This is a genomic window from Marinobacter sp. (genome assembly GCF_048259445.1).
Taxonomy (GTDB): Bacteria; Pseudomonadota; Gammaproteobacteria; order Pseudomonadales; family Oleiphilaceae; genus Marinobacter.
The window spans coordinates 1-22,912 of the sequence record NZ_JBLXHQ010000033.1 but is presented as its reverse complement, the minus strand read 5'-3'; the positions used below and the strand labels follow the sequence as shown (position 1 = coordinate 22,912).

General features: G+C 53.9%; 17 protein-coding genes. 9 read left to right on the top strand and 8 right to left on the bottom strand.

Annotation, left to right across the window (positions count from 1 at the left end; genetic code table 11):
- Positions 1-6: 6 nt before the first annotated feature.
- Positions 7-1,347, bottom strand: a complete 1,341-nt coding sequence (locus ACN0RL_RS17855; protein ID WP_417519249.1) for a TRZ/ATZ family hydrolase — start codon at positions 1,345-1,347, stop codon at positions 7-9.
- A gap of 137 nt (positions 1,348-1,484) precedes the next feature.
- Here ACN0RL_RS17855 and mtnA point away from each other — a divergent pair, with 137 nt between their 5' ends.
- Positions 1,485-2,588 (top strand): S-methyl-5-thioribose-1-phosphate isomerase, encoded by a 1,104-nt coding sequence (gene mtnA / locus ACN0RL_RS17850; protein WP_417519247.1) that lies wholly within the window; start codon positions 1,485-1,487, stop codon positions 2,586-2,588.
- Here the strand turns inward: mtnA and ACN0RL_RS17845 are convergent.
- The 4 genes from ACN0RL_RS17845 to ACN0RL_RS17830 all read right to left on the bottom strand — a co-directional run bounded on the left by ACN0RL_RS17845 (position 2,577) and on the right by ACN0RL_RS17830 (position 9,153).
- Positions 2,577-3,365 carry a helix-turn-helix domain-containing protein gene (locus tag ACN0RL_RS17845; RefSeq protein ID WP_417519245.1) on the bottom strand — a complete coding sequence of 263 codons (789 nt, stop codon included), beginning with the start codon at positions 3,363-3,365 and terminating at the stop codon, positions 2,577-2,579. The genes mtnA and ACN0RL_RS17845 overlap by 12 nt on opposite strands.
- Entirely contained in the window at positions 3,365-5,536 is a 2,172-nt protein-coding gene (locus tag ACN0RL_RS17840; protein WP_417519243.1) for a carboxy terminal-processing peptidase, read from the bottom strand. The genes ACN0RL_RS17845 and ACN0RL_RS17840 overlap by 1 nt, the downstream gene beginning before the upstream one ends.
- A gap of 227 nt (positions 5,537-5,763) precedes the next feature.
- Positions 5,764-7,914 (bottom strand): 3-hydroxyacyl-CoA dehydrogenase NAD-binding domain-containing protein, encoded by a 2,151-nt coding sequence (locus tag ACN0RL_RS17835; protein ID WP_417519241.1) that lies wholly within the window; start codon positions 7,912-7,914, stop codon positions 5,764-5,766.
- Positions 7,915-7,944: 30 nt separating this feature from the next.
- Positions 7,945-9,153 (bottom strand): acetyl-CoA C-acetyltransferase, encoded by a 1,209-nt coding sequence (locus tag ACN0RL_RS17830; protein ID WP_417519239.1) that lies wholly within the window; start codon positions 9,151-9,153, stop codon positions 7,945-7,947.
- Between the two features lie 209 nt (positions 9,154-9,362).
- On the opposite strand from ACN0RL_RS17830, the gene ACN0RL_RS17825 reads away from it, so the two are divergent.
- A complete protein-coding gene (locus ACN0RL_RS17825; RefSeq protein ID WP_417519237.1) occupies positions 9,363-9,626 on the top strand; it encodes a late competence development ComFB family protein in 264 nt (87 codons plus the stop codon).
- Between the two features lie 12 nt (positions 9,627-9,638).
- On the opposite strand, the gene ACN0RL_RS17820 is transcribed toward ACN0RL_RS17825, so the two are convergent.
- Positions 9,639-12,104, bottom strand: coding sequence for a DUF349 domain-containing protein (locus ACN0RL_RS17820; RefSeq protein WP_417519235.1), 2,466 nt, complete (start codon positions 12,102-12,104; stop codon positions 9,639-9,641).
- Between the two features lie 205 nt (positions 12,105-12,309).
- Between ACN0RL_RS17820 and ACN0RL_RS17815 the strand changes: the two genes are divergently transcribed.
- On the top strand, positions 12,310-12,795 hold the full coding sequence (locus ACN0RL_RS17815; RefSeq protein ID WP_417519234.1) for a regulatory protein RecX: 486 nt from the start codon (positions 12,310-12,312) through the stop codon (positions 12,793-12,795).
- A gap of 3 nt (positions 12,796-12,798) precedes the next feature.
- Here the strand turns inward: ACN0RL_RS17815 and mltF are convergent, their stop codons facing one another.
- A complete protein-coding gene (gene mltF / locus ACN0RL_RS17810) occupies positions 12,799-14,280 on the bottom strand; it encodes a membrane-bound lytic murein transglycosylase MltF (protein ID WP_417519295.1) in 1,482 nt (493 codons plus the stop codon).
- 327 nt (positions 14,281-14,607) lie between these two features.
- Between mltF and purL the strand changes: the two genes are divergently transcribed.
- Together purL and ACN0RL_RS17800 are read left to right on the top strand one after the other, a co-directional pair.
- Entirely contained in the window at positions 14,608-18,513 is a 3,906-nt protein-coding gene (gene purL, locus ACN0RL_RS17805; RefSeq protein ID WP_417519232.1) for a phosphoribosylformylglycinamidine synthase, read from the top strand.
- Positions 18,514-18,928: 415 nt separating this feature from the next.
- Positions 18,929-19,240 (top strand): NGG1p interacting factor NIF3, encoded by a 312-nt coding sequence (locus tag ACN0RL_RS17800; protein WP_417519230.1) that lies wholly within the window; start codon positions 18,929-18,931, stop codon positions 19,238-19,240.
- Here the strand turns inward: ACN0RL_RS17800 and ACN0RL_RS17795 are convergent.
- Positions 19,235-19,798 carry an NUDIX hydrolase gene (locus tag ACN0RL_RS17795; RefSeq protein ID WP_417519228.1) on the bottom strand — a complete coding sequence of 188 codons (564 nt, stop codon included), beginning with the start codon at positions 19,796-19,798 and terminating at the stop codon, positions 19,235-19,237. The genes ACN0RL_RS17800 and ACN0RL_RS17795 overlap by 6 nt on opposite strands.
- A gap of 96 nt (positions 19,799-19,894) precedes the next feature.
- Here ACN0RL_RS17795 and ACN0RL_RS17790 point away from each other — a divergent pair, with 96 nt between their 5' ends.
- The 4 genes from ACN0RL_RS17790 to purT are packed head-to-tail and all read left to right on the top strand — an operon-like array spanning position 19,895 to position 22,460.
- Positions 19,895-20,476 (top strand): NUDIX hydrolase, encoded by a 582-nt coding sequence (locus tag ACN0RL_RS17790; protein ID WP_417519226.1) that lies wholly within the window; start codon positions 19,895-19,897, stop codon positions 20,474-20,476.
- 13 nt (positions 20,477-20,489) lie between these two features.
- Entirely contained in the window at positions 20,490-21,017 is a 528-nt protein-coding gene (locus ACN0RL_RS17785) for a gamma carbonic anhydrase family protein (protein WP_417519224.1), read from the top strand.
- A gap of 12 nt (positions 21,018-21,029) precedes the next feature.
- A complete protein-coding gene (locus tag ACN0RL_RS17780) occupies positions 21,030-21,212 on the top strand; it encodes a DUF1289 domain-containing protein (protein ID WP_417519222.1) in 183 nt (60 codons plus the stop codon).
- Positions 21,213-21,263: 51 nt separating this feature from the next.
- Positions 21,264-22,460 carry a formate-dependent phosphoribosylglycinamide formyltransferase gene (purT, locus tag ACN0RL_RS17775; RefSeq protein ID WP_417519220.1) on the top strand — a complete coding sequence of 399 codons (1,197 nt, stop codon included), beginning with the start codon at positions 21,264-21,266 and terminating at the stop codon, positions 22,458-22,460.
- Positions 22,461-22,912 lie beyond the last annotated feature (452 nt).

Sequence of the window (22,912 nt, the reverse complement as noted above, 5' to 3'; positions counted from 1 at the left end):
ATTCGGTTAGTCAGCCTGCTGCTGGCGGATTTGCCTTGCCCAGTCCTCAACGCGAAGCATAAGGTCCGGAACATCTATGCGTGTCAGTTTCCCTTCCTGTACCTGAGGTACGCCGTTAATCCAGCTATGGGTTACTGCGCGGCCATGATTGCTGTAAACAAGATGAGAGGCCGGATCGTAAACCGGCTGAATAAAAGGATCGCTAAGATCGACAGCGATAATGTCGGCCAGCTTGCCGGCAACCAGTGAGCCGAGTTCATCTTCCCGGCCCAGAGCCCTGGCGCCATTGAGCGTCGCCACCTGAAGTGCCTTGTGTGCTGAGAGCGCTGCGGCATCATTGGCAACGACTTTGGCAACCATTGCTGCGGTGCGAATTTCGCCGAACAGATCCAGGTCGTTGTTGCTCGCTGCACCGTCGGTTCCTATTGCGAGATTAATACCGTGCTCCATAAGCTTGTGGGCAGGGCAAAGACCGCTGGCGAGCTTGAGGTTGGATTCTGGGCAATGGATAACGTGTGCGCCAGTGTCCGTAAGCAGGGCAATGTCTGAGTCACTGATCTGGGTCATGTGAACGCATTGGGTTCTGGTGCCAAGAACGCCAAGCTTCGCAAGCCGTTCTGCAGGACGTTTCCCCTGCTTTTCCAGGGCCTCTGCTACTTCAAATTCTGTTTCATGCAGATGGATCTGGATACGGGCGCCTGTTCTTTCTGAAAGCGCGACAGCTTCAGCCAGGGGGCCGTCAGATACTGTGTAGGGTGCATGTGGGCCAATTGCGGGCATTATATAGTCGTCGCCTTTCCAGGCCTCGATCAGCGACTCGCCCTTACTAAGATATTCGTCTGGCCCGGAGCCCCATACCGTCGGAAAATCCAGCAGGGGAAAGCAGATCTGCGCGCGCATGCCGGTATCGTAAGCGCTTTGGGCCACGATCTCCGGGAAAAAATACATATCCGAGAAAGTCGTTGTGCCGGTTCTCAGCATTTCTGCCATGGCCAGTTGGGTGCCGTCGGCAATAAACTGCTCGCTGATAAAGCGACCTTCTGCCGGCCAGATATGATCGTTCAACCAGGTCATCAAGGGCAGGTCATCCGCCATGCCGCGGAACAGTGCCATAGCCGCGTGCCCATGCATGTTGATCAGCCCGGGCATAACCACATGGTGGGGCAGGTCAATTGTTTCCCGGGTGCGGAACTTGCGGTCCGCGTCTGCCACGGGTAAAACCGCCGCAATTCGGGTGCCCTGGATGATAACGGCCTGATGCTCAAGCACAACTCCGCACGGTTCAATCGGAATCAGCCAGCGGGCGTTGATGCGAATATCGGCTGCAGTGATGGTATCTGCCGTCATTAACTCTGCCTTGCAGTGCCGGCGAAGAGGCGATTTAGCACAAAAAAAGTGCGCAGACCCGCCGGGCAATGGAATGTAGCACCGAAGTATAACCGTTATACTGCCCGTTTTCAGCGTTATGAAAGCGGAGCCCTGCGATGAATAATTCCAAAGAATCCCGTTCTTTACATACCCCTTCATCTGGTCCCCGCGCTTCAGGTACGGTTGCTATCCGGTGGCACGGTACCAGTCTCGAATTGCTGGACCAGCGTCTGTTGCCCGCTCAGGAGCACTGGATAACCCTGGAGGGCGCATCCAGCGTTGCACAATGCATTCAGGATATGGTGGTACGCGGTGCCCCGGCCATCGGTATCAGCGCCGCCTACGGTGTTGCCCTTGCTGCCCGGCATGCGGGAGGCGGAGACTGGCAAACTGAAATCAAACAGGCCATCCGTGAGTTGTCCGTCTCAAGACCAACGGCAGTGAACCTGTTCTGGGCCTTGCAGCGAATGGAGCGAGTGTTCGATGACTGTGGCGCTCTCAGTGACGCGCAGATACGGCTGGAAGATGAGGCTGTTACCATTCATCAGGAGGATCTTGCGGCCAACCTGGCAATGGCAGATCACGCCCTTGAGGCAATGGGGCTCTCAGCAGAATCCGGGTGTGACACTCCGATCTCCGTTCTGACGCATTGCAACACAGGCGCGCTCGCGACAGGTGGCTACGGCACAGCGCTGGGTGTGATTCGCCGTCTGCATGAGAGAAAGCTGCTGAAGCAGGTTTATGCGGATGAAACCCGGCCCTGGCTCCAGGGCAGCCGTCTTACCGCCTGGGAACTGGTGCGGGACGGTATTCCGGTGACTCTGAATGCCGATGGCGCGGCGGCGGCTATTCTTGCAGCAGGTGAGGTTCGGTGGGTTATCGTGGGTGCCGACCGGATTACCGCCAATGGCGATGTGGCCAACAAGATTGGCACCTACAGCCTTGCCGTTCTGGCCCGTTATCACAAAGTCGGGTTTATGGTTGTTGCCCCCTCCAGCACCGTGGATATGTCACTGCAGTCAGGTGCGGATATTCCCATTGAGGAGCGTGAAGGCACAGAAGTTCGGGAGATACGCGGTATTCCATTGGCGCCGGAAGGTGTAACGGTATTCAATCCGGTTTTCGACGTAACACCTGCAAGCCTGATCGATCTGATTGTTACTGAGAAGGGGGTGGTGCAGAACCCGGGTATTACCGGGATGCACGCATTATTTGGGTGATGGTTTTTTGTCGGTGGAAGCTTTGTTGTCCGGCAGCGCTTTTTGTTGCTCTTCAAAGCTGGCACGCAGTTCCGTTACCTGCTTTTCCTGGTCTTCCACGAAGTGCAGTGACATTTCAAAACTCTGTCGGGTGAACTCCAGCACTTTGCGGAAGCCTTCATCTGAAAGCGTTCTCGCAGAATCGTGGCGGCGGAAAATGTTGATGAATTCCCGTTCCCGCTCGAACTGCAAGGGTACCCTGGCTATGCCCCAGTCATTCAGGATTTGCCAGACTTCGGGGTTGTAATTCCGGGTGGTGCGCATGATGAACGGAATGGGATCGTTCCGCGCGATCAGGGCAGTCAGGCGGAGAATCAGCTCAAAAGAAAGGGTAGTAGTGCCGTTTTCGATGGCTTCCAGTACAGACTTGTCGCGGAGATCGAGGGCGTCACTCATTTCCGACAGCGTTAACCCTGCAACCTCCCGAATGTCCTTCAGGGATTGGCCCGCCGCCAGCATGGCCCGGAGCTGATCCTGTGAGTTGATCAGCGCCTTGCCTACACGCAAGGACGTGTCTGTGGCACGCGCTCCCAGCCGGAATGCCGAACCGGTCAGGCTTGCCAGCCGGTCAATGATGCCTTCTGGTGCTTTTTCCGACGCTGTCGGTTTGCGTAGACCGTCAACTTCTTCCAGCGAACGCATGGCATGAAGCGCATCCAGCAGCATGTCTTGCAGGGCACGTGCCTTGTTCTGGCTTTCCTGGTCTTTGTTGACCTGCTTGACGTTTTTCTCGCCCATTACCGCGCTTCAGCCTGAGCCGCAAACTGCTGTGGCGAAAGAATGGACGCCATGCGGTTATCCAGTTCCAGCATATCAGCCATGATGTGGCCACCTTCGCGAATCACAAAATCCAGCTCTTCATCCGTAGTATCCAGATCAGCCGCCTGAAGATCCTGCCAGTCCTCAAGCTCATCCAGAGTCTTGAAAAGCTCCTCGCCGCGCAGTTCCCGACGTGCATTGGCAATGGTCAGGCGGGTGCGTTCGATCTGTTCCTGCTCGGCAGTGCGCTCGCTCAGGTTGAGGCTCACGGTATCTCTCTGCCGCTGCTCTTTGAGGAAATTGATTTCCTGCTGAAGGAGGCTGAACTCCGGGCTGCTGGCAAACCGATCATCGTGACGTTTACGGAGTTCGTCGATAATGCCGCTGTAATCAAAATACCGGGTGTGAGGTACGGCGTCGATCTGATCCCAGGGCAGGGCATGATCCAGCGCATCCTCTCCGATACGGGTTTTATCGATACGCGAAGGAATCTCGATATCCGGAATCACACCTTTGTGCTGGGTTGAGCCCCCGGACACCCGGTAGAACTTCGACTGGGTGATTTTGAGCTGGCCGTGGTTGAGCGGCCGAACGGCCTGAACTGTACCTTTACCAAACGTCTGCGAACCTACCACCAGACCGCGGCCATAGTCCTGGATGGCGCCGGCAAAAATCTCTGACGCCGAAGCACTCATGCGATTTGTGAGCACGACCAAAGGGCCGTCATAGGCGACCGATGCGTCGTCGTCATTTAGAACCTGGACCTCGTTGCTCGAATTGCGAATCTGCACGGTGGGGCCCGTATCGATAAACAGGCCGACCAGATCGTTGGCTTCATGCAGCGCGCCGCCGCCGTTATTGCGCAGATCCATAACCAGACCATCCACGCCGTCTTCCTGAAGCTCCGCAATCAGTTTCCGGACATCGCGGGTAGTGCTCTTGTAATTGGGGTCTCCGGCCTGCATGGCGCGAAAATCCGCGTAGAAGGTGGGTATGGTAATCACGCCAACGGTGTATTTCTCGCCATTGCGCTCAAGCTCGATGCTGTCTTTGCTGGCGCTTTGCTCTTCCAGTTTGACCTCGTCGCGGCTGATGGCAATGGATTTGGTAAGGGTTTCATCCGTCGAACTGGCCGGAACCACTTCCAGCGTAACCACAGAGTTCCGTGGGCCGCGAATAAGGTCAACCACCTCATCAAGGCGCCAGCCGATCACGTTGACCGGTTTTTCGTCTTCCTGCATAACCGACACGATTCTGTCTGCGGGCTGAAGTTGGCCTTGCTTGGATGCAGGACCGCCGGGCACCAGTCGGACGACTTTGGTGTACTCGTTATCTGCCTGCAGAACTGCACCAATGCCTTCAAGTGAAAGGCTCATGTTGATATTGAAATTCTCAGAGGTGCGCGGCGAAAAGTAGGAAGTATGTGGGTCCCACATGCCGGTAAAGGCGTTCATGTAAGCTTGGAAAGCATCTTCGCTCCGAGCCTGATAGGCGCGTTTGAGCTGACCTTCATATCGACGCTTCAGGCTATCGGTGATGGCCTCATCGTCGGTGCCATTGAGCCGTTGCGCAAGCACCGCATTTTTGATGCGCTTTACCCAGAGTTCATCAAGCGCCCTCTGGTCTGGCTCCCATTCGGCTTCAGAACGGTCAAGCAGAATACTTTCATTGGTGTTGAAATCCAGGTTCCCGATGCCATCGTCGATCGTTTCCAGCGCAAACTGAAGCCGCTCGATAACACGTTGCTGGACGAGGTTATAGATATCGAATCCGGGCTGTAGCTGGCCGGTTTTAAGGGCAGATCCCAGCCGGCTGCGGACTCGGTCGAGTGCCTGAATGTCGCTGCCAGTCAGGTAAACCCGCTGACCATCAAGATAATTCAGGTAGGCATCGAATACATCGCCGGAAAGTTTGTCGCTGATGCCCAGGTCGCGGAAGTGGGTAAACTGCAGTTGCCTGGCGATAAGAATATTTGCGCGGGCCTGGTCAATCGTAGGCGCAACCGGTGTATACGCCTCTGGCTCGACCACTTTCGCCTGTAATCCGAACGGGGCTGCAAGAAGCAGGGCAGCGGTAAGCGCTTTGCATACGCCTATCCGGCCAGCTTTAAGTGGCGGGCGACGGACAGATGTTTTTTCCGCGATGGTCATATTGGCATACCTGATGATGCTGGGTTCCTGCAGATATATCTTTAGCTGGTTAACCCGTGGACTGTTGGATTTATTGTAGGCAAGGGCTACACCCGTTGCTATAGGCATGACGTATCGGTTCGTGACAATCTGTCCATGAGCCCGGTAGGTTTTTACTGCAGATATGTTCAGTATCAGCTGTTTAGGGTTGGTTTGGCGGAGGGCATGCCCCCCGCCTTTCAGACGACTCAGCTGAACGGTTTTTCCGTTTCCGCGTGCTCCAGCAGCAGAGCCGGTGGCGCGAAACGCTCGCCGTAGGCTGCAGCCAGCTCTGTTGCACGCTCAGCAAATGCTTTCACACCATACTGGTTAACAAATTGTACGGCTCCACCCGTCCAGGGTGCGTAGCCAATCCCGAAGATGCTGCCAATATTGGCATCTTCGACGGTCCGCAACACGCCTTCCTCGAGGCAGCGAATGGTCTCAATAGCCTGAATAAACAATATCCGGTCTTTCAGCTCCTGCAGTTTTACAGTGGGGGCTTTTTCGGCGTCTACATAGAGTGTTTCAAGCTCTGGCCACAGGTATTTTTTGCCTTTCGCCGGGTACTCGTAGAAACCGGCACCGGCAGCCTTACCCTTGCGCCCGTGATCGTTAACCATCTGGTCGATGATCGCTTCTGCCGGGTGTGGTTGCCAGGTGCCACCGGCTGCTTCCAGATCCTTTTTGCTCTGGCTGCGGATGTGCTGCATCAGAGTCAGGCTGACTTCATCGGAGATAGTCAGCGGCCCTACGGGCATACCTGCCAGCAAACCGGCATTGTCGATGCTGGAAGGGTGGATTCCCTCGGCCAACATGCTGATACCTTCATTTACAAAGGTGCCGAAAACCCGGGATGTGAAGAAACCGCGGCTGTCGTTCACAACCACCGGAATCTTGCCGATTTGCTGAACGTAATCGAACGCTCGCGCGAGTGTCTCGTCTGAAGTTTTTTCGCCCACGATGATCTCTACAAGCATCATTTTGTCGACGGGTGAGAAAAAATGCAGCCCGATGAAGTTTTCCGGCTTGGCGGAAGCCTCTGCCAGTTGGGTAATTGGAATGGTCGATGTATTGGAGGCAAAAATACCATTGTTGACCAGCTTAGGCTCAGCTTCGGCTGTAACCGTGGCTTTCAGATCGCTGTCTTCGAATACAGCTTCGATCACCAGGTCGCAACCTTCCAGGTCTGCAGCAGAATCAGTGGCCTTGATGCGGCCCAGAATTTCCGCTTTCTTCTCTTCGGTCATGCGGCCGCGGCTGACTTGTTTCGCCAGCAGGTTTTCCGAGTAACTTTTTCCTTTATCTGCGCTTTCCTGAGAAACGTCTTTTAGAACAACCTCTACGCCACGGTTAGCGGTGGAGTAGGCGATGCCGGCTCCCATCATGCCGGCACCCAGTACACCCACTTTTTTGAAGGTTTCTTTCTCTACACCTTTCGGGCGGCTTCCACCTGCGTTGATATCGTTCAGCTGGAACCAGAAGGTGCCAGTCATGTTCTTGGCGACCTGGCCGATTACCAGTTCTGCAAAATAACGGGTCTCAATCAGGCTGCCGTTATCAAAATCCACTTGGGCGCCTTCAACTGCTGCAGCCATAATGCGCTCAGGTGCGGGGTAACAGCCTTTGGTTTTCTGCTTGAGCATCGCGGGCGCAATGGCCAGCTTTTGCGCCATTGCCGGATGATGAGGTGCACCACCTGGCAACTTGAAGCCCTTTTTGTCCCAGGGCTGCTGGCACTTGGGGTTTGCATCAATAAACGCCCGTGCCTTTGCCATCATGTCTTCTGGTGATTCGGCCAGTTCGTCAATAATGCCGGCTTTCAGGGCGGCAGAAGGACGGAGTTTTTTGCCTTCCATCAGAAGCGGGAACGCCGCTTCAAGGCCAATCATGCGAGGCAGGCGCTGAGTACCACCACCGCCGGGCAGCAGACCAAGGGTTACTTCCGGGAGCCCTAGCTGAATACTGTTGTTATTCAGCACTACGCGATGGTGACAGGCGAGGGCGATTTCGAAACCACCACCAAGCGCTGCGCCGTTGATGGCTGCGACGACTGGTTTGCCGCAGGTTTCAAGCGCACGCATCTGGGCCTTCATGCCGTTGACCATATCCTCAAAGAACTGGGCATCGTCACGGGTGACTTTGTGTATCTCGTTCAGGTCGCCGCCGGCAAAAAAGGTCTTTTTGGCCGAGGTAACGATAATGCCGCGAATGTTTTCCAGGTCGCCCTTAACCTTGCTGACGGTCTCCTCAAGGGCTTCACGGAAGGCATTATTCATCGTATTTGCGGACTGGCCCGGCATATCGATGGTAAGGGTCAGAATCTGATCTGAACCCAGTTCGTAACGGATGGCACTCATAATCGGTTCTCCTGATAAAAAGTGTGGGGTTCAGACCCGCTCAATGATGGTAGCAATGCCCATGCCGCCGCCGACGCAAAGCGTCGCCAGACCAAAGCGCAACTCACGACGCTCCAGTTCGTCCAGCAGGGTGCCCAGAATCATTGCGCCGGTGGCGCCGAGCGGGTGGCCCATGGCGATTGCACCGCCGTTTACGTTCACTTTTTCATCGGGAACCGAGAGTTCCTTCTGGAAGCGCATTACCACGGAGGCAAAGGCTTCATTTACTTCGAACAGATCAATCTGATCAACGGTCATGCCGGCTTTTTCCAGTGCTTTCAGAGTAGCTGGAGCAGGGCCGGTGAGCATGATGGTTGGATCGGTGCTGGTAACCGCAGCGGCAACAATGCGGGCGCGAGGCTTCAGGCCCAGTGCCTTACCTTTTGCTTCACTGCCAATCAGCATGCCGGTTGCGCCGTCTACCATGCCGGAGGAGTTGCCTGCGTGGTGTACATGAGTGATCTTTTCAACGTAGTGGTATTTTTCACGAGCTACGCTGTTAAAGCCCATCTCTCCCATCATTTGGAAGGAGGGTTTCAGGCCGGAAAGGGAATCAACGGTGGTGTCGCCGCGCACGTGTTCATCACGATCGAGAATGACAACGCCGTTCTGGTCGGTTACCGGGACGATAGATTTGGCAAAGTAACCATTTTTCCAGGCATTCGCGGCTTTTTGCTGGGATTTTACGGCAAATCCGTCAACGGCTTCCCGGCTGAACCCTTCCATGGTGGCGATAAGATCGGCACCAATCCCCTGGGGCATGAATCCGGTATGCATGTTGGTATGCGGATCCATTGCCCAGGCACCGCCATCGGAGCCCATAGGTACGCGTGACATGGACTCCACGCCACCAGCAACAACCATTTCTTCCCAGCCCGAACGGACTTTCATAGCCGCGAGGTTTACAGCCTCAAGGCCTGAAGCGCAGAAGCGGTTGAGGGTAACGCCGGCTACTTTCTCGTCCCAGTCAGCAGCAAGCGCTGCTGTTTTGGCAATATCTGCGCCCTGGTCGCCAACGGCGGAGACGCAACCGAGAACAATATCGTCTACCTGGGAGGTATCCAGGTTATTTCTCTGTTGCAGCGCATTGAGAACAGTGGTCAGTAACGTAACGGGTTTGACACTGTAAAGTGAGCCGTCTTTTTTCCCACGCCCTCTGGGAGTGCGGACCGCGTCGAAGATATACGCCTCGGTGGTCATTGCTTTTCCTCTGATGATTGGTGCTTTGTGATTTACCTGATATGGGCATCACCATAGCCCTTTGACAGCACTCTGTGTAATGACGCGGCCTGCCAATCGGATTGGCGAAATTGCTCAGGGGCAATGACAGGTGAGATCAGGAGTTATATGTTTAGGAGGTAGCGGGGACTTTTCAACCGTTCCCATGCTGATGGAGGAGGCACAGAATCATGTCTTTCAAAGATGCTATCGATAACTTTTACGAACGCTTGGTGATGGACGCTATCGACGCGACGAGAGAACCGGGTGATACCGCCGATTACCTGACAGATGTTATGTGCGTTGCTTTGAGTCGGTTACCGCCCCGATATTACAGGCACACCATTGATATGATGTTTTATCTGGCGGATGAAGAGCTCAGAGGTATGAAAGACAAATCCCTGGTCGCCGTTCAGGGCGCCAGGGAGTTTGTCAGAGAGCATCAGCGGGAGTAGTGCTCTTGATGCTCAGTTTGTGATCAGTTTGTCCAGAGCGTTATTCAAACGGCTTGCCAGAGACGGATCAGCTGGCTGGCCTGCCGGCTGAATACACCAACTCGCGACCAGAGCTTCAGCGCTCTGGAGAGCGTTGTCTGCTTTCTCACCCGCGCCCATTCCCTGTGCCAGGCGCTGAACTTGTATTTCCATACGTTTTTGCTGGTCAGCTTCGGGGGAAGGCACGCCTGCAAGGATCTCTGCGCGAATGACCAGTTCGTGATCATTCAGTTCGCCTACGCTTTCTGCGAGCCGGGTCCATTTGCCCGGTAAAGTGCTTTCTGCGGGCGTGGAGCCATCCGTCCGTGCAAGCACAAGCGCTTGCCATTCAGATATGCCTGCTTTGATTTTTTGTGCCGAAACAGCCTGGTCAAGCCTCTGTTTCTCTCTTTGTATCTGTTCTTTTACTGTTGCAGATACCTGAGCCCCATCAAGGCCGCGAAGCGCAGTAGCAGCCTGCTCCAGAGTCGTTGTGTCCTGATCGGAATCCACACTGACAACTTGCTTTAACACTTCCTCTGCTGCTGCGTCAGCATCTTTTGTGGCCTGCTGCTGTTCTGAACGCTCGGAGTCCCGGCGCGCAAAAATCTCATCACAGGCTTTGCGGAATGCCTGCCAAAGCTTGCGGTCTTCCCGGTGGCGGGTAATTCCAACGGCTTTCCAGTCTGATTGCAGTGCCTTGGCCTTGTTCATGGCCTCTTGCAGGGGCTGGTGTTCAGTCAAAGCCTGGGCCTGTTCTACAATAGCTTGTTTAAGCGCCTCATTTTTTCGATGCTCCTCCTCAATTGGCGCTTCAAGCTTTTTGAGTAGTTCGTCAAACTGTTTTTGTACCTGCCGGTTGTCCCGGAACTCTATAGGCCAGGCAGATTTCCATTCCTGACGGGCGGTCTGCAGAATGTGATCGACGGCTTTCCAGTCAATCGTGTTCCAGTCTGCACCATTAACAAAGTGCTCCAGCTCGGCACAAATTGCTTTGCGCTTTTCGAGATTCGCCTGCTTCAGGCCAGACTTGGCCTTGAAGTAGGCTTTACAGGGTTCGTAGGCTTTGTCTGATGCCTGTTTGAAGCGAGACCAAAGGGTGCGGTCCGAAGACCCGCCCAGGTCTCGCCACTCCTGCTGTAATTCTTTTATGCGTTCGGATTTTGCCTCAGGCTCAATGGGTTGCTCTGCAAGATGTTCCATCTGCTCGCAGAGAGCTACCTGTTTCGGCTCGGTCGCAAACCCCTGCCAGTCAGTCAGCTCTCGGAGTTGTGCGGTAAGCAGTTGCATGCGTGCCTGAAAGGCCTTGTTCCGGCGATGGTCGAGGGCTTTGAAATGCTGCTGTGCGGTTTTCAGAAGTTGCCTGGAGTCTTTGAGCTGTTTGGCCTCAAGAGCATCTTCCAGTTGGTCCAGCGTTTTCTGCAGGTTATCGGCCAACGTCTGTTGCTGCTTCAGGTCATCACTGGCTTCAACCGGCGCCTTGGGTTTTCCTGCCAGCTTGCGCGCAGGTTCCAGCAAACCCGGAACAGGGAAGCCCTCAGGCCAGTGTATTTCTTTTAGCAAGGTCACGGCACTCTCCCGGTCTTCCGGGCTGGCCTTTTCCTGGTCAACAGCTGCAGAAAGTGCCAGCAGTGACTCTTTTGCCTGGTTGATATGGCGGATTGCAGCAATGTAGTTGCGTAGAGCCATCATGGATGTTTCGTAAGCTTTCTGCTGCTGTTTTTCTACCTGAGTGTCGCGGGTTGCTTCCAACCATCGGTTTTCCTGGGTTTTCTGTAGGGCATCCAATGAGGCCAGGGACGCTAGCTCTTCAACAGGCTGATGGCGGAGATCTTCAAGAGTCCGGGTTATAAGAGCCAGAGTCTCATCCCGCTGAAGCTGTTGTTCTCGCAGTCGTTTCTCCTCGAGCTTGGCAGACTCAATGTCGGCAATCCTCTCCCGACAGCGGTGTACCGATTGCAGAAACTCGCTGTGCTGATCCGGCGTTGCGCTGGACTCCACCACTGCCCATTGGCTGAGAAGCGTGTCCAGCCGGGCGGAATAGAGTTTCGTGTCGTCGCTTTTCGCTTGATCGCGGGCATTGCTGATCAGCGCAGCGATGGTTTCGGACACAGCCTCCTGGCGAGCGTGTTCCTCCCGAATGGCTTGTAGCTTCTGCCGCGCCACCTGGTATACAGCTTTGTCACGGCCTTTCGCCTGTTTTTGCACACGTTGGAGAAGTTTCGCATCCTGAAGCTGGTCAGCTGCACTGCGCCGGATATCCGCGGTCAAGCCTTCGGTCGCCAGAACAGCCGCAACTTCCTGAGTGGGTGTCGCCTGCAGTGTCTGCAGCTGCTCCTCCCTCAGGTTTGCACGCTTGTCTTCCGCTGGCACAGCAACCGGATGCGCCCGGCTTTCTGTTTTGCGGTCTGACTCCTTGGGTTTGCGGGATTTAAACAGTTTCTGGAGGAATGCAGCCATGAAGATATCCTTTGGGATTGAAACCAGTCTGCGGTGTCGGGCAAAGTAAACCGACACCGGCCATCGGCGTTCTGTATCCGATCGGTGCACTTGTGTCATCGGTAGCAGAAAGCCGGATACTGTCGCCGGGGGACTCAGGAATCGCTCCGACGGGATTAAATCGGGGCTAGTCTAGCGTTTTGTGAACGTTTGCGGGAAGGGTTGAATGGCAAAACAGGAAAATAGTGACGACCAGGAGTATAAAGCACGCTCGGTAGCCTTAAGATTACTTGCCCGCCGCGAGCACAGTCGTCAGGAGCTGACGCTGAAATTAAGACAGCGCAAGCTTGACGGCTCGGTTATCTCGATGGTTCTGGATGATTATGAGAATGAGGGCTGGCTGGATGATGCCCGTTTCGCGGATATCTATTCGCGTCAGCGTATTGACCTGGGTTATGGGCCACTGAGAGTTCTGGCCGAGCTGCAACAGCGCGGCGTTCATAAGGCCCCGGACTGTCTCGATGAGATTTCTGACGCAGACTGGGTTCGCAATGCAGTTTTATTGAGGGAAAAACGTTTCGGTCTCTCTGATCTGACCGATGACTGGGACGAAAAAGCACGCCAGGCTCGCTTTTTTACTCGCCGCGGATTTACTGCAGCCCATGTGGAGCGAGTTCTTGAAGTCAGCGAACCGGACTATCCGGGCGCCTGAGCGTCAAAGCGTTGGCGGTATCATTCCGAGTTCCGGGGGCAGGCTCGCTCGCATGTCGGATCCTTCCTCAGATAACCCGCTCGAGCGGCTTCCTTCAGCGCCTTGTTCCATGCCGACAAACGGTGAGTCTGTGGTGGTTGCTATATCTTCGGTAGGCTCCATCATCCGTGCGAGCACATCGTAGTAACGTCGAATATTCTGTACATACAGGACGGGCTCGTGGCCCCGGGCGTAACCGAAACGGGTTTTTTTGTACCATTCTTTCTGCGCGAGCAATGGCAGAAATTCCTTAACATCCATCCAGCGGTCCGGGTTTTTGCCAGCCCCTTCAGTGAGCCTGCGGGCATCTTCCAGGTGTCCGAAACCCACATTATAAGAGGCCAAAGCAAACCAGGTTCGATCCGGTTCAGCGATGCGCTCCGGTATTTTCTCGTGAACCATACGGAAATACTTGGCCCCACCCTGAATGCTTTCTTCCGCGTCCAGCCGGTTATTAATGCCGATGTAATTTGCCGTATTGCGCGTCAGCATCATCAGCCCACGGACTCCGGTAGGCGAGGTCGCATTGGGGCGCCAATGTGACTCCTGATAGCCAATGGCGGCGAGCAGGCGCCAGTCCATATTGAATATGGAAGCGTGATCCATGAACAGCGCTTTGTAGTCGGGCAGCCGGTTTTCCACGTGATGCATGAAGGTGCGCGCGCCGACGTAGTTCAGGTGATCCAGATGGCCATAAAAGCGCTCGGAAAGTTGCGCGACGGTGCCGTCTGCTTTCATTTTTTCGAAGAATGCTGTTGCAGCGCCAATCAGTGAGTCGTCCTGGCCCGCCGGGAATAACCATGCCAGCTCCATGGCGTCGCCAAGAGCAAACGCTTGCTTAACCTGAGGGAAAAATACGTGGTTGAGTTCGAGTTCATTGGAGGAGACTACTGCGTAAGAAAGTTCGCCGGTTTCAACGCGAGCAAGAATGCCGGCGGCGTCCAGACCGGGATGAACCTGCCAAAGAATATCGGGCGCTGTGCCTGCGAGAGCCTGGAGTTGGTACTCATGATTACTGTCAGAAACCAGATGGAGGGTCTGGCCGGCCAGATCCGTAAGAGCCTCGGGGCGTTCTACATCGCGATTGTAAACAACGACGGACTGGGCTTCGATACCGGTAGGAAGTGTTTTGTACTGGTTTTCGAACAGCGGCTGAGCAGAAAGGCCAGCCAGTCCGATGTGCGCGAAGTCTCTTGAAAGCACGGAAAGCACATTCGTGTTGTCATCGGCCACCCGAAGCCGGAGTTCAACACCAAGCTCTTCCGCGAAGAGTTTGACCAGCTCGTAGTCATAACCGGTTGGTCCGTTGCGCCCCTCATAATAAATCGATGGCGCAACCCGGGTAATTACGTGCAGTACTCCTTCGTTACGGATTTCCTGCAACGTACTTGGCTGGCTGCACCCGGTCAGGGTCAGCAGGGCCAGGGTCAGTGTGCAGGCGACCATCGACGTGTATGCCGTCGCTGCAGTGTACGCAGTCAGAATTCTGGGCAAGTCCCTGTTCTCCGTTACCGCTGGATCAGCGGGATGCACGTAAAATGGCTGGCGGCATCCAGTGTCTTTTCGGGCGTGGTCTCCATGTCCACTTTCCAATAATCCCTGCTGCAGGAAGGAGGGTCAATAAAGTTGATCAATAATTATGCAAAACAATGTCAATTGTGGACTTGGTGAATAACGTTTCCGCGCTGTATCCCGGCATCGCTTTCGAGTATGATATGCGCCTTCTCAGAATGCACCCGGACTTCCCCGTTTCGCGCGATACAGGTTGATATCATGCTTGAACTTCGCGGCGCACCCGCGCTTTCGCCATTCCGCTCTCATAAACTGTACGCCAGAATTCAGGCCATTGCGCCCGAGATTGAGCATGTTTATGCCGAGTTCATGCACTTTGTGGATCTTGAGGGTTCACTTTCTGACTCCGAGCTGGCCATCCTTGACCGACTCCTGACATACGGCCCCAGTGTACCGAGTGAGGAGCCGGATGGCGTATTGTTCCTCGTTGTACCTCGCCCGGGAACTCTGTCTCCCTGGTCCAGCAAGGCAACCGACATTGCCCGTAATTGCGGGTTGCGCCAGATTCAGCGCATCGAGCGTGGTACAGCTTTTTATATCAAGGCCAGCAAGAAGCTTGGCCTGGATCAGCGCGAAAAGGTTGCTACCCTGCTGCACGATCGCATGACTCAGAAAGTCTTCCACGAAATGGGTGGCGCGCAGTTGCTGTTCAGTCATGAAGAGCCGCGCCCTCTTGAGCGGGTTTCTGTATTGGCTGGTGGCCGCAAGGCGCTGGTAGATGCAAACAGGCGCCTGGGCCTTGCGCTGGCAGATGACGAAATTGATTACCTGGTAAAATCGTTTGTCGGCCTTGAGCGCGATCCGACTGACGTTGAGCTAATGATGTTTGCCCAGGCAAACTCCGAGCACTGCCGCCATAAAATATTCAATGCGTCCTGGGACATCGATGGCGAAGGGCAGGACAAGTCTCTGTTTGCCATGATCCGTAACACCTTCGAAATGAACAGCGAGGGCGTTCTGTCTGCCTATAAAGATAACGCATCAGTTATCCGGGGCAGCCGTGGCGGCCGTTTCTTCCCGGACCCTATAACCGGTATTTATGGTTATAACCAGGAAGACATTCACATTCTTATGAAGGTGGAGACTCACAACCATCCGACAGCCATTGCACCAGCTGCAGGCGCGGCAACCGGCTCTGGCGGTGAAATCCGTGATGAAGGAGCAACAGGTCGCGGCTCGAAACCGAAAGCGGGGCTTACAGGCTTTACGGTCTCCAACCTCAACTTGCCAGATGATCCCCAGCCCTGGGAAATAAACTACGGTAAGCCTGACCGGATCGCTTCCGCTCTGGATATCATGATTGAGGGCCCGATCGGAGGGGCTGCATTCAACAATGAGTTTGGCCGCCCAAATATAGCCGGCTACTTCCGGACATTCGAAGAGAAAGTTGCCGGTTCGGCGGGTAACGAAGTCCGTGGCTATCACAAGCCCATCATGATTGCCGGTGGTCTTGGTAACATCCGCGCGGAACACGTAGAAAAAGGCGAGATACCAGTAGGTGCCAAACTCATCGTACTGGGTGGGCCCTCCATGCTTATCGGCCTTGGGGGTAGCGCTGCTTCTTCTATGGATTCCGGGTCCAGTAACGAGAATCTGGATTTTGCCTCTGTTCAGCGGGATAACCCTGAGATGGAGCGCCGGTGTCAGGAAGTGATTGATCGTTGCTGGCAGATGGGGGAGAAAAACCCCCTATGTTTTATTCACGACGTTGGCGCTGGCGGACTCTCGAATGCGATGCCTGAACTGGTCAAGGATGGCGGTCGTGGCGGAAAGTTCGAGTTGCGGGATATTCCCAGTGACGAGCCCGGCATGTCACCACTGGAAATCTGGTGTAATGAATCCCAGGAACGCTACGTGATGGCAGTGGCTCCTGAAAATCTGGAACTTTTCGATGCGCTGTGTCGCCGGGAGCGTTGCCCCTATGCGGTCATTGGCGAGGCAACCGAAGCCCATCATCTCGAGCTGAGCGATTCCTATTTTAACGACAAGCCTGTTGATCTGCCGATGGATGTGCTCTTTGGCAAGCCGCCTCGCATGCACAGAAGTGTTAACCGGTCATCATTTACCAAGCCGGTATTTGATTCTACGAAAGTTGACCTGAACGACGCGATCCGCAGAGTGTTGCGGCTTCCTTCAGTAGGTTCGAAGAGTTTTCTGATAACCATTGGTGATCGCACGATTACCGGGCTTGTTGCCCGTGACCAGATGGTGGGCCCCTGGCAGGTGCCGGTAAGTGATGTTGCAGTCACGGCAGCTTCTTTTGACGTGCTGGCCGGTGAAGCTATGGCCATGGGCGAGCGCACGCCGATTGCAACTATTGATGCGCCCGCATCTGGCCGGATGGCGGTGGGTGAGGCGATTACCAACATGGCCGCTGCGTCTATTGGGAAGCTTTCTGATATTCGTCTTTCGGCTAACTGGATGTCTGCTGCCGGCCACCCGGGTGAGGACGAAAACCTTTACGAAACAGTGCGCGCCGTTGGCATGGAGCTGTGCCCGGAGCTCGGAATTACGATTCCCGTGGGTAAGGACTCCATGTCCATGAAAACCATGTGGGAAGAGGACAGCGGCGAACAGAAGAGCGTTACGGCGCCGCTGTCGTTGATTGTCAGTGGCTTTGCGCCGGTTATCGACGTTTCGCGTACTTTGACTCCGCAGCTTATAAAGGATGCAGGTGAAACCGACCTGATTCTTATCGACCTGGCCGCAGGGCAGAACCGTCTGGGCGGGTCAGCTCTGGCTCAGGTGTATAGCCAGGTTGGCGCCGTGGCCCCGGATCTTGACGATCCTGAGGACATCAAAGCATTTTTTGCTGTCATCCAGGGCCTGAATACCGACGATAAGATTCTCGCCTATCACGACCGTTCCGATGGCGGCTTGTATGTGACTCTCGCGGAGATGTGTTTTGCCGGTCGAACTGGTGTGGATATCAAACTGGATGGTCTTGCCGACGATCGCAGCCAGTTTGCCCGCGAGTTGTTCAATGAGGAGTTGGGCGCTGTTATTCAGGTGCGCCGAGAGGATACTGATTTTGTGCTGCAGCAGTTTTCGGGCGCCGGTCTGGGTGACCATATCAGCGTTATCGGAACACTGAATGATCAGGATCGCCTGCGCTTGATTTTTGAGGGGGCGACAGTCGTAGATGATTCCCGGACTGAACTTCAGCGCCTTTGGTCCGAGACCAGTTACCGTATCCAGGCTATCAGGGACAACGCTGACTGCGCCCTTGAGGAATTTGATAATCTGCTGGATGCAGACGATCCCGGGCTTCATGCAGAGCTTTCTTACGATGTAAATGAAGACATTGCCGCGCCCTACATCAATAAAGGTGTCCGGCCCAAGATTGCTGTTCTGCGTGAGCAGGGTGTCAATGGTCAGGTTGAGATGGCTGCGGCATTCGATCGGGCCGGTTTTGAATCTGTTGACGTGCACATGAGTGATCTGCTTTCCGGGCGGGTTAGCCTGGAAGCCTTCAATAGCCTTGTAGCTTGCGGCGGGTTCTCTTACGGAGATGTATTGGGAGCCGGTGAGGGTTGGGCAAAGTCCATACTGTTCAATGATCGTGTTCGTGATCAGTTCGCAGCGTTCTTTAATCGCCAGGATACGCTCGCACTTGGCGTGTGCAATGGCTGCCAGATGCTATCCAACTTGCACGAACTGATTCCTGGCAGTGAGGGGTGGCCACGTTTTGTCCGTAACCAGTCCGAACAGTTTGAAGCGCGATTGGCAATGGTTGAAGTGATGCCATCGCCGTCAGCTTTCCTGGAAGGCATGGCTGGTTCGCGTATGCCCATAGCCGTTGCTCATGGCGAGGGCAGGGTCGAGTTTTCGGGAAGCGCGTCTGCGGCGGATCTGGCGGAGGGTGAACGAGTAGCGCTTCGCTTTGTGGATAACCGGGGCCAGGCGACGGTTCGTTATCCATATAACCCTAATGGCTCGCAAAACGGCATTGCCGGGGCGACCACTCGTGATGGGCGCATCACGATTATGATGCCGCACCCTGAACGGGTATTCCGTGCAGTCCAGCATTCGTGGCGTCCGAAGGACTGGCAGGAAGATGGCTCCTGGATTCGCATGTTCAGGAATGCAAGGCGTTGGTTCGGCTAGCCGAACCGTGACTGAAAAAGCCGACTTTGGGAAAGCCTGAAAGGGTGATTTTCCTGAGTCGGTTTTTTTATGACTGCGGAACGGAATTTCCGGTGTTTTTCAAGTGAAAAAATTGGTTATATTGCAGAAATAGCCCTTGACTCAATTTGTTTATGCACATTGCAGGGGGTTCTTTGTGTGTTCGGTGAACAATGAGTGCGACATAGGTTCATTTTTTGATCGTCTTGCATAACCTAATGAAAACGTTAACAAAAAGATATCGGGTGATTTTGTCGCCAATTTAACGTGAGGGCAGTAAATACGGGGTTTGGCGAGGGGTTCACTAAAACTTTCCCCAGAGTTATCCACAGATTCTGTGGGTAAGTGCCTAACCTATTAATCTGTACAAAAAATATCCTGTGTTGAGAGCGGCCTTATGTACAAAATATGCTATTTCGTACCTGAAACGCATCTGGAAAAAACCAAGCGGGCACTATTCGACGTTGGTGCAGGAAGCATCGGGGATTACGATTCGTGTGCGTGGCAAAGCCGCGGACAAGGACAGTTCCGGCCCCTTGATGGAAGCAACCCTTTTCTGGGAGTCAAGGGGGCACTGGAAGTGGTGGATGAGTTCAAGGTTGAGCTCGTCTGCAGTGATGATCTGATAAGGCGGGCAGTTGATGCTCTCAAGCAGGCCCATCCTTATGAGGAGCCCGCCTATGAGATCTACCGTATGGAGTTGTTATAGGTCGTCTTTGCTTCGTGTGGCGGCCATAGGATGTCGGATGTCACTTACGTGAACGCCGAATGAATCGTTTTCGATATCTTTTATAAAAAATTCCAGAGTCTTGCGTACTGTCGGGAAAGAAATGTCTTCCCATGGGATGTCGTCCAGAGCAAACAGACGGCTTTCAAGGGATTCTTCGCCGGCACCAAACTGCCCGTTTTTAAGGGTCGCCCGGTAGAACATGTGCACCTGGTTTATATGGGGAACATCAATAATGGAGTAGAGCCCCTCAATATGTACTTCGGCCAGTGCCTCCTCAAGAGTTTCACGCTCTGCGGCTTCCACGGTGGTTTCCGAATTCTCCATATATCCAGCAGGAAGAGTCCAATACCCATAGCGGGGCTCAATTGCTCTTCGGCAAAGTAGAATCTGCCCTTCCCAAACGGGCACTGTACCCGCAACGATGCGCGGGTTCTGGTAGTGAATCGTGCTGCAGTTTACGCACACATAACGGTGACGGTTGTCGCCCTCGGGGATTCGTTGTTTAACCGGATGGCCGCATGTGCTGCAGTACTTCATGTTTTTCCCCGTATACTTGGATTGGTGAAGCTTTCAGTTTAATGATCCTAGCTGTTTCTGTCTCATTCAACACCGGATTTGCTCAGGAGTTCCGAATTGCGTGATTTACTTGTTCAGCGTTTAACGGGCTACGCACCGCGGAAGCTCGATCTGGACTATCCCGAGGCAGGCATTCTTGTGCCTGTCACGGATGATCCTGGCAACCCCGAAATGATATTTACGTTGCGCTCGGCAAATCTGAGCACCCATCGCGGGCAGGTAGCTTACCCGGGCGGGAAGCGGGACCCCGGAGATGCGTCGCTCGCTGCAACCGCGCTGCGTGAGACCCACGAAGAAATTGGCCTGCCACCTGATCAGGTAGAACTCATCGCACCGCTTGGTCAAGTGATGTCCCGTTACGGCATTCTTGTGTCTCCCTATGTTGGTGTTGTGCCGGAGGGGCATCCGCTGGACCCGAACCCGGATGAGATTGAAAGCGTGTTTCGTGTGCCACTCTCCTTCTTTCTCGAAGACCGTCGCGAGCGCACTGATGCCTTGCACTTTCAGAACCATACCTTTCATGTTCCTTGTTATCGGTGGGAGCGTTATCAAATATGGGGTTTGTCTGCCGTGGTTCTGGTCGATTTTTTGAATGCTGTGTACGATACCGGCATAGATTTGCTTGAACCTCGAACATAATAAGGAAAACGCAATGCTTTATGAGCTTGAAGGTCGTGCCCCCGAGTTATTCGGAGATCGCCAGTTTGTTGCTGACAACGCAACCGTGATCGGTAATGTCGCCCTCCATGAGAAAAGCAGCATCTGGTTCAACGTTGTGATTCGCGGAGACAACGAGCTTATTACAATTGGCCCTGAGACAAATGTGCAGGACGGTTCGGTTTTACATACAGATCCGGGCATACCGTTAACCCTAGGCAGAGGTGTCACGGTCGGACATAAAGCCATGCTTCATGGCTGTGACGTGGGAGATTACTCACTGATCGGCATTAATGCTGTTGTTCTCAATGGTGCGAAGATAGGGAAATATTGCCTGATAGGTGCGAACACCCTGATTCCGGAAGGGATGGTTATCCCCGATGGGTCATTGGTAGTGGGTGCGCCAGGCAAAATCAAGCGAGAGCTCACAGAGCAGCAACAGAAAATGCTTGAGCTGAGTGCTGCACATTATGTAAATAACGCAAGCCGCTATATGAAAAGCCTGAAACCCGTAAAAAGCTGAGACAGACTCGATATGATTGTTGATGAAAAGGTTCGCTCACCCTGCGTAAGCATATGTGCTCTGGATGAGCGCGATGTGTGTATCGGTTGCCAGCGCACCAGTGATGAGATTTTGCGTTGGACCTCAATGTCTAACTGTGAGCGCAAAGCCGTGCTTGTAAAAGTTGCTGAGCGGGAACAGGAGATTGCACTTTAAATCAGGCGTGAAGATCTCTGACGTGGATCGGCTCCTGCTGGAGGATATAGTTTGAATAATGATGCCAGTGTAACGTTAGGCACACCGCTGAAAGCGAATGCCTATAAGGTGCTTCTATGTGGTTCGGGTGAGCTCGGCAAAGAAGTGGCTATCGAATTACAGAGATTCGGGGTTGAGGTCATTGCCGCAGACCGCTATCCCAATGCGCCAGCAATGCAGGTTGCCCATCGCAGTCATGTTATCGATATGCTGGATGCAAAGGCACTACGCACTATTATTGAGCTCGAAAAACCTGATCTTATTGTCCCGGAAATCGAAGCAATCGCGACGGCCGAGCTGGTCAGGCTCGAACAGGAAGGTTACAAGGTTGTCCCTTCAGCCAGAGCAGTTGATCTCACGATGAATAGAGAGGGAATTCGGCGCCTGGCTGCAGAGGAGCTTGGGCTTAGCACCTCACCTTATCGGTTTGTTGACACAAAAGAGTTGTTTATTGATGCGGTCAATGAGATTGGATTGCCTGTTGTTGTAAAACCGGTGATGAGCTCGTCCGGTAAAGGTCAATCTACTGTTAATGACAAGAGTCAGATTGATGCAGCCTGGGAATACGCTCAGACGGGTGGTCGTGCCGGCAAGGGCAGGGTCATTGTTGAAGGCTTTGTGAAGTTCGATTATGAAATAACTCTGCTGACTGTACGGCATTCTGGTGGAGTAAGTTTTTGCGAGCCTATTGGCCATAGACAGGAAGACGGTGATTATCGTGAGTCATGGCAACCACAGCCTATGAGTCCCAAAGCCCTCGAAAGATCTCGTAACCTTGCTTTAAAGATTACGGAAAACCTTGGGGGGTATGGGGTATATGGAGTAGAGCTCTTTATCAATGGTGATGATGTCTATTTTTCGGAAGTCTCCCCGAGGCCCCACGATACCGGCCTTGTTACGCTGGTCTCTCAGGATTTGTCTGAGTTTGCGTTGCACGCAAGAGCAATACTTGGATTGCCGATTCCGCTAATTCGCCAGCAGGGTCCGTCGGCCTCTGCAGTGATTCTTCCGGAAGGTGACTCCACCGAGGTTGCGTTTTCCGGGTTAGACAGAGCTCTTTCCGAACAGGACGTGCAGTTAAGGCTATTTGGTAAGCCGGAACTTTCGGGACGCCGCCGGATGGGGGTTGCTCTTGCCAGGGGTGGCAGTATTGATGAGGCAAGAAACAAGGCGGTGGTTGCTGCCAAGGCAATTGAAGTTCATCTGTGAACATGTGGCTGAACGCCCGGGTTGGTGCGGGGTTCGTTAGATAGGTAGGGCGCTTGCTACGGGTAAGCTGGGGCAGTCTTAAAATAGTTTCGTGATTCCGTTGACACCTTCGTTCAGCTCTGTAGAATGCGCATCTCTTTCGAGGGGAGCGTCACTTAGGCGACTCAGGACCGAGAAGGTAACCGTTTGAATAGATTGAGAATTTTTGAATTCTTTTTCACTGCAGCGGTTGACAGGATGGTTTGGAGGTGTATACTCCTCATCCTGATTTAAGAAGTGACGGTTTAGTTCGATTGAGTGGGTTTGAATTTCGATCGAAAATAAACGGTTGACAAGGCGGCGAGACGATGTAAAATACGCCACCTTGATTGAGCAACGGCTCAAACGCTCTTTAACAAATTAACCAAGTAATTCGTGTGGGCGCTGGCTGGAGTATTTCGACAAGAAATACC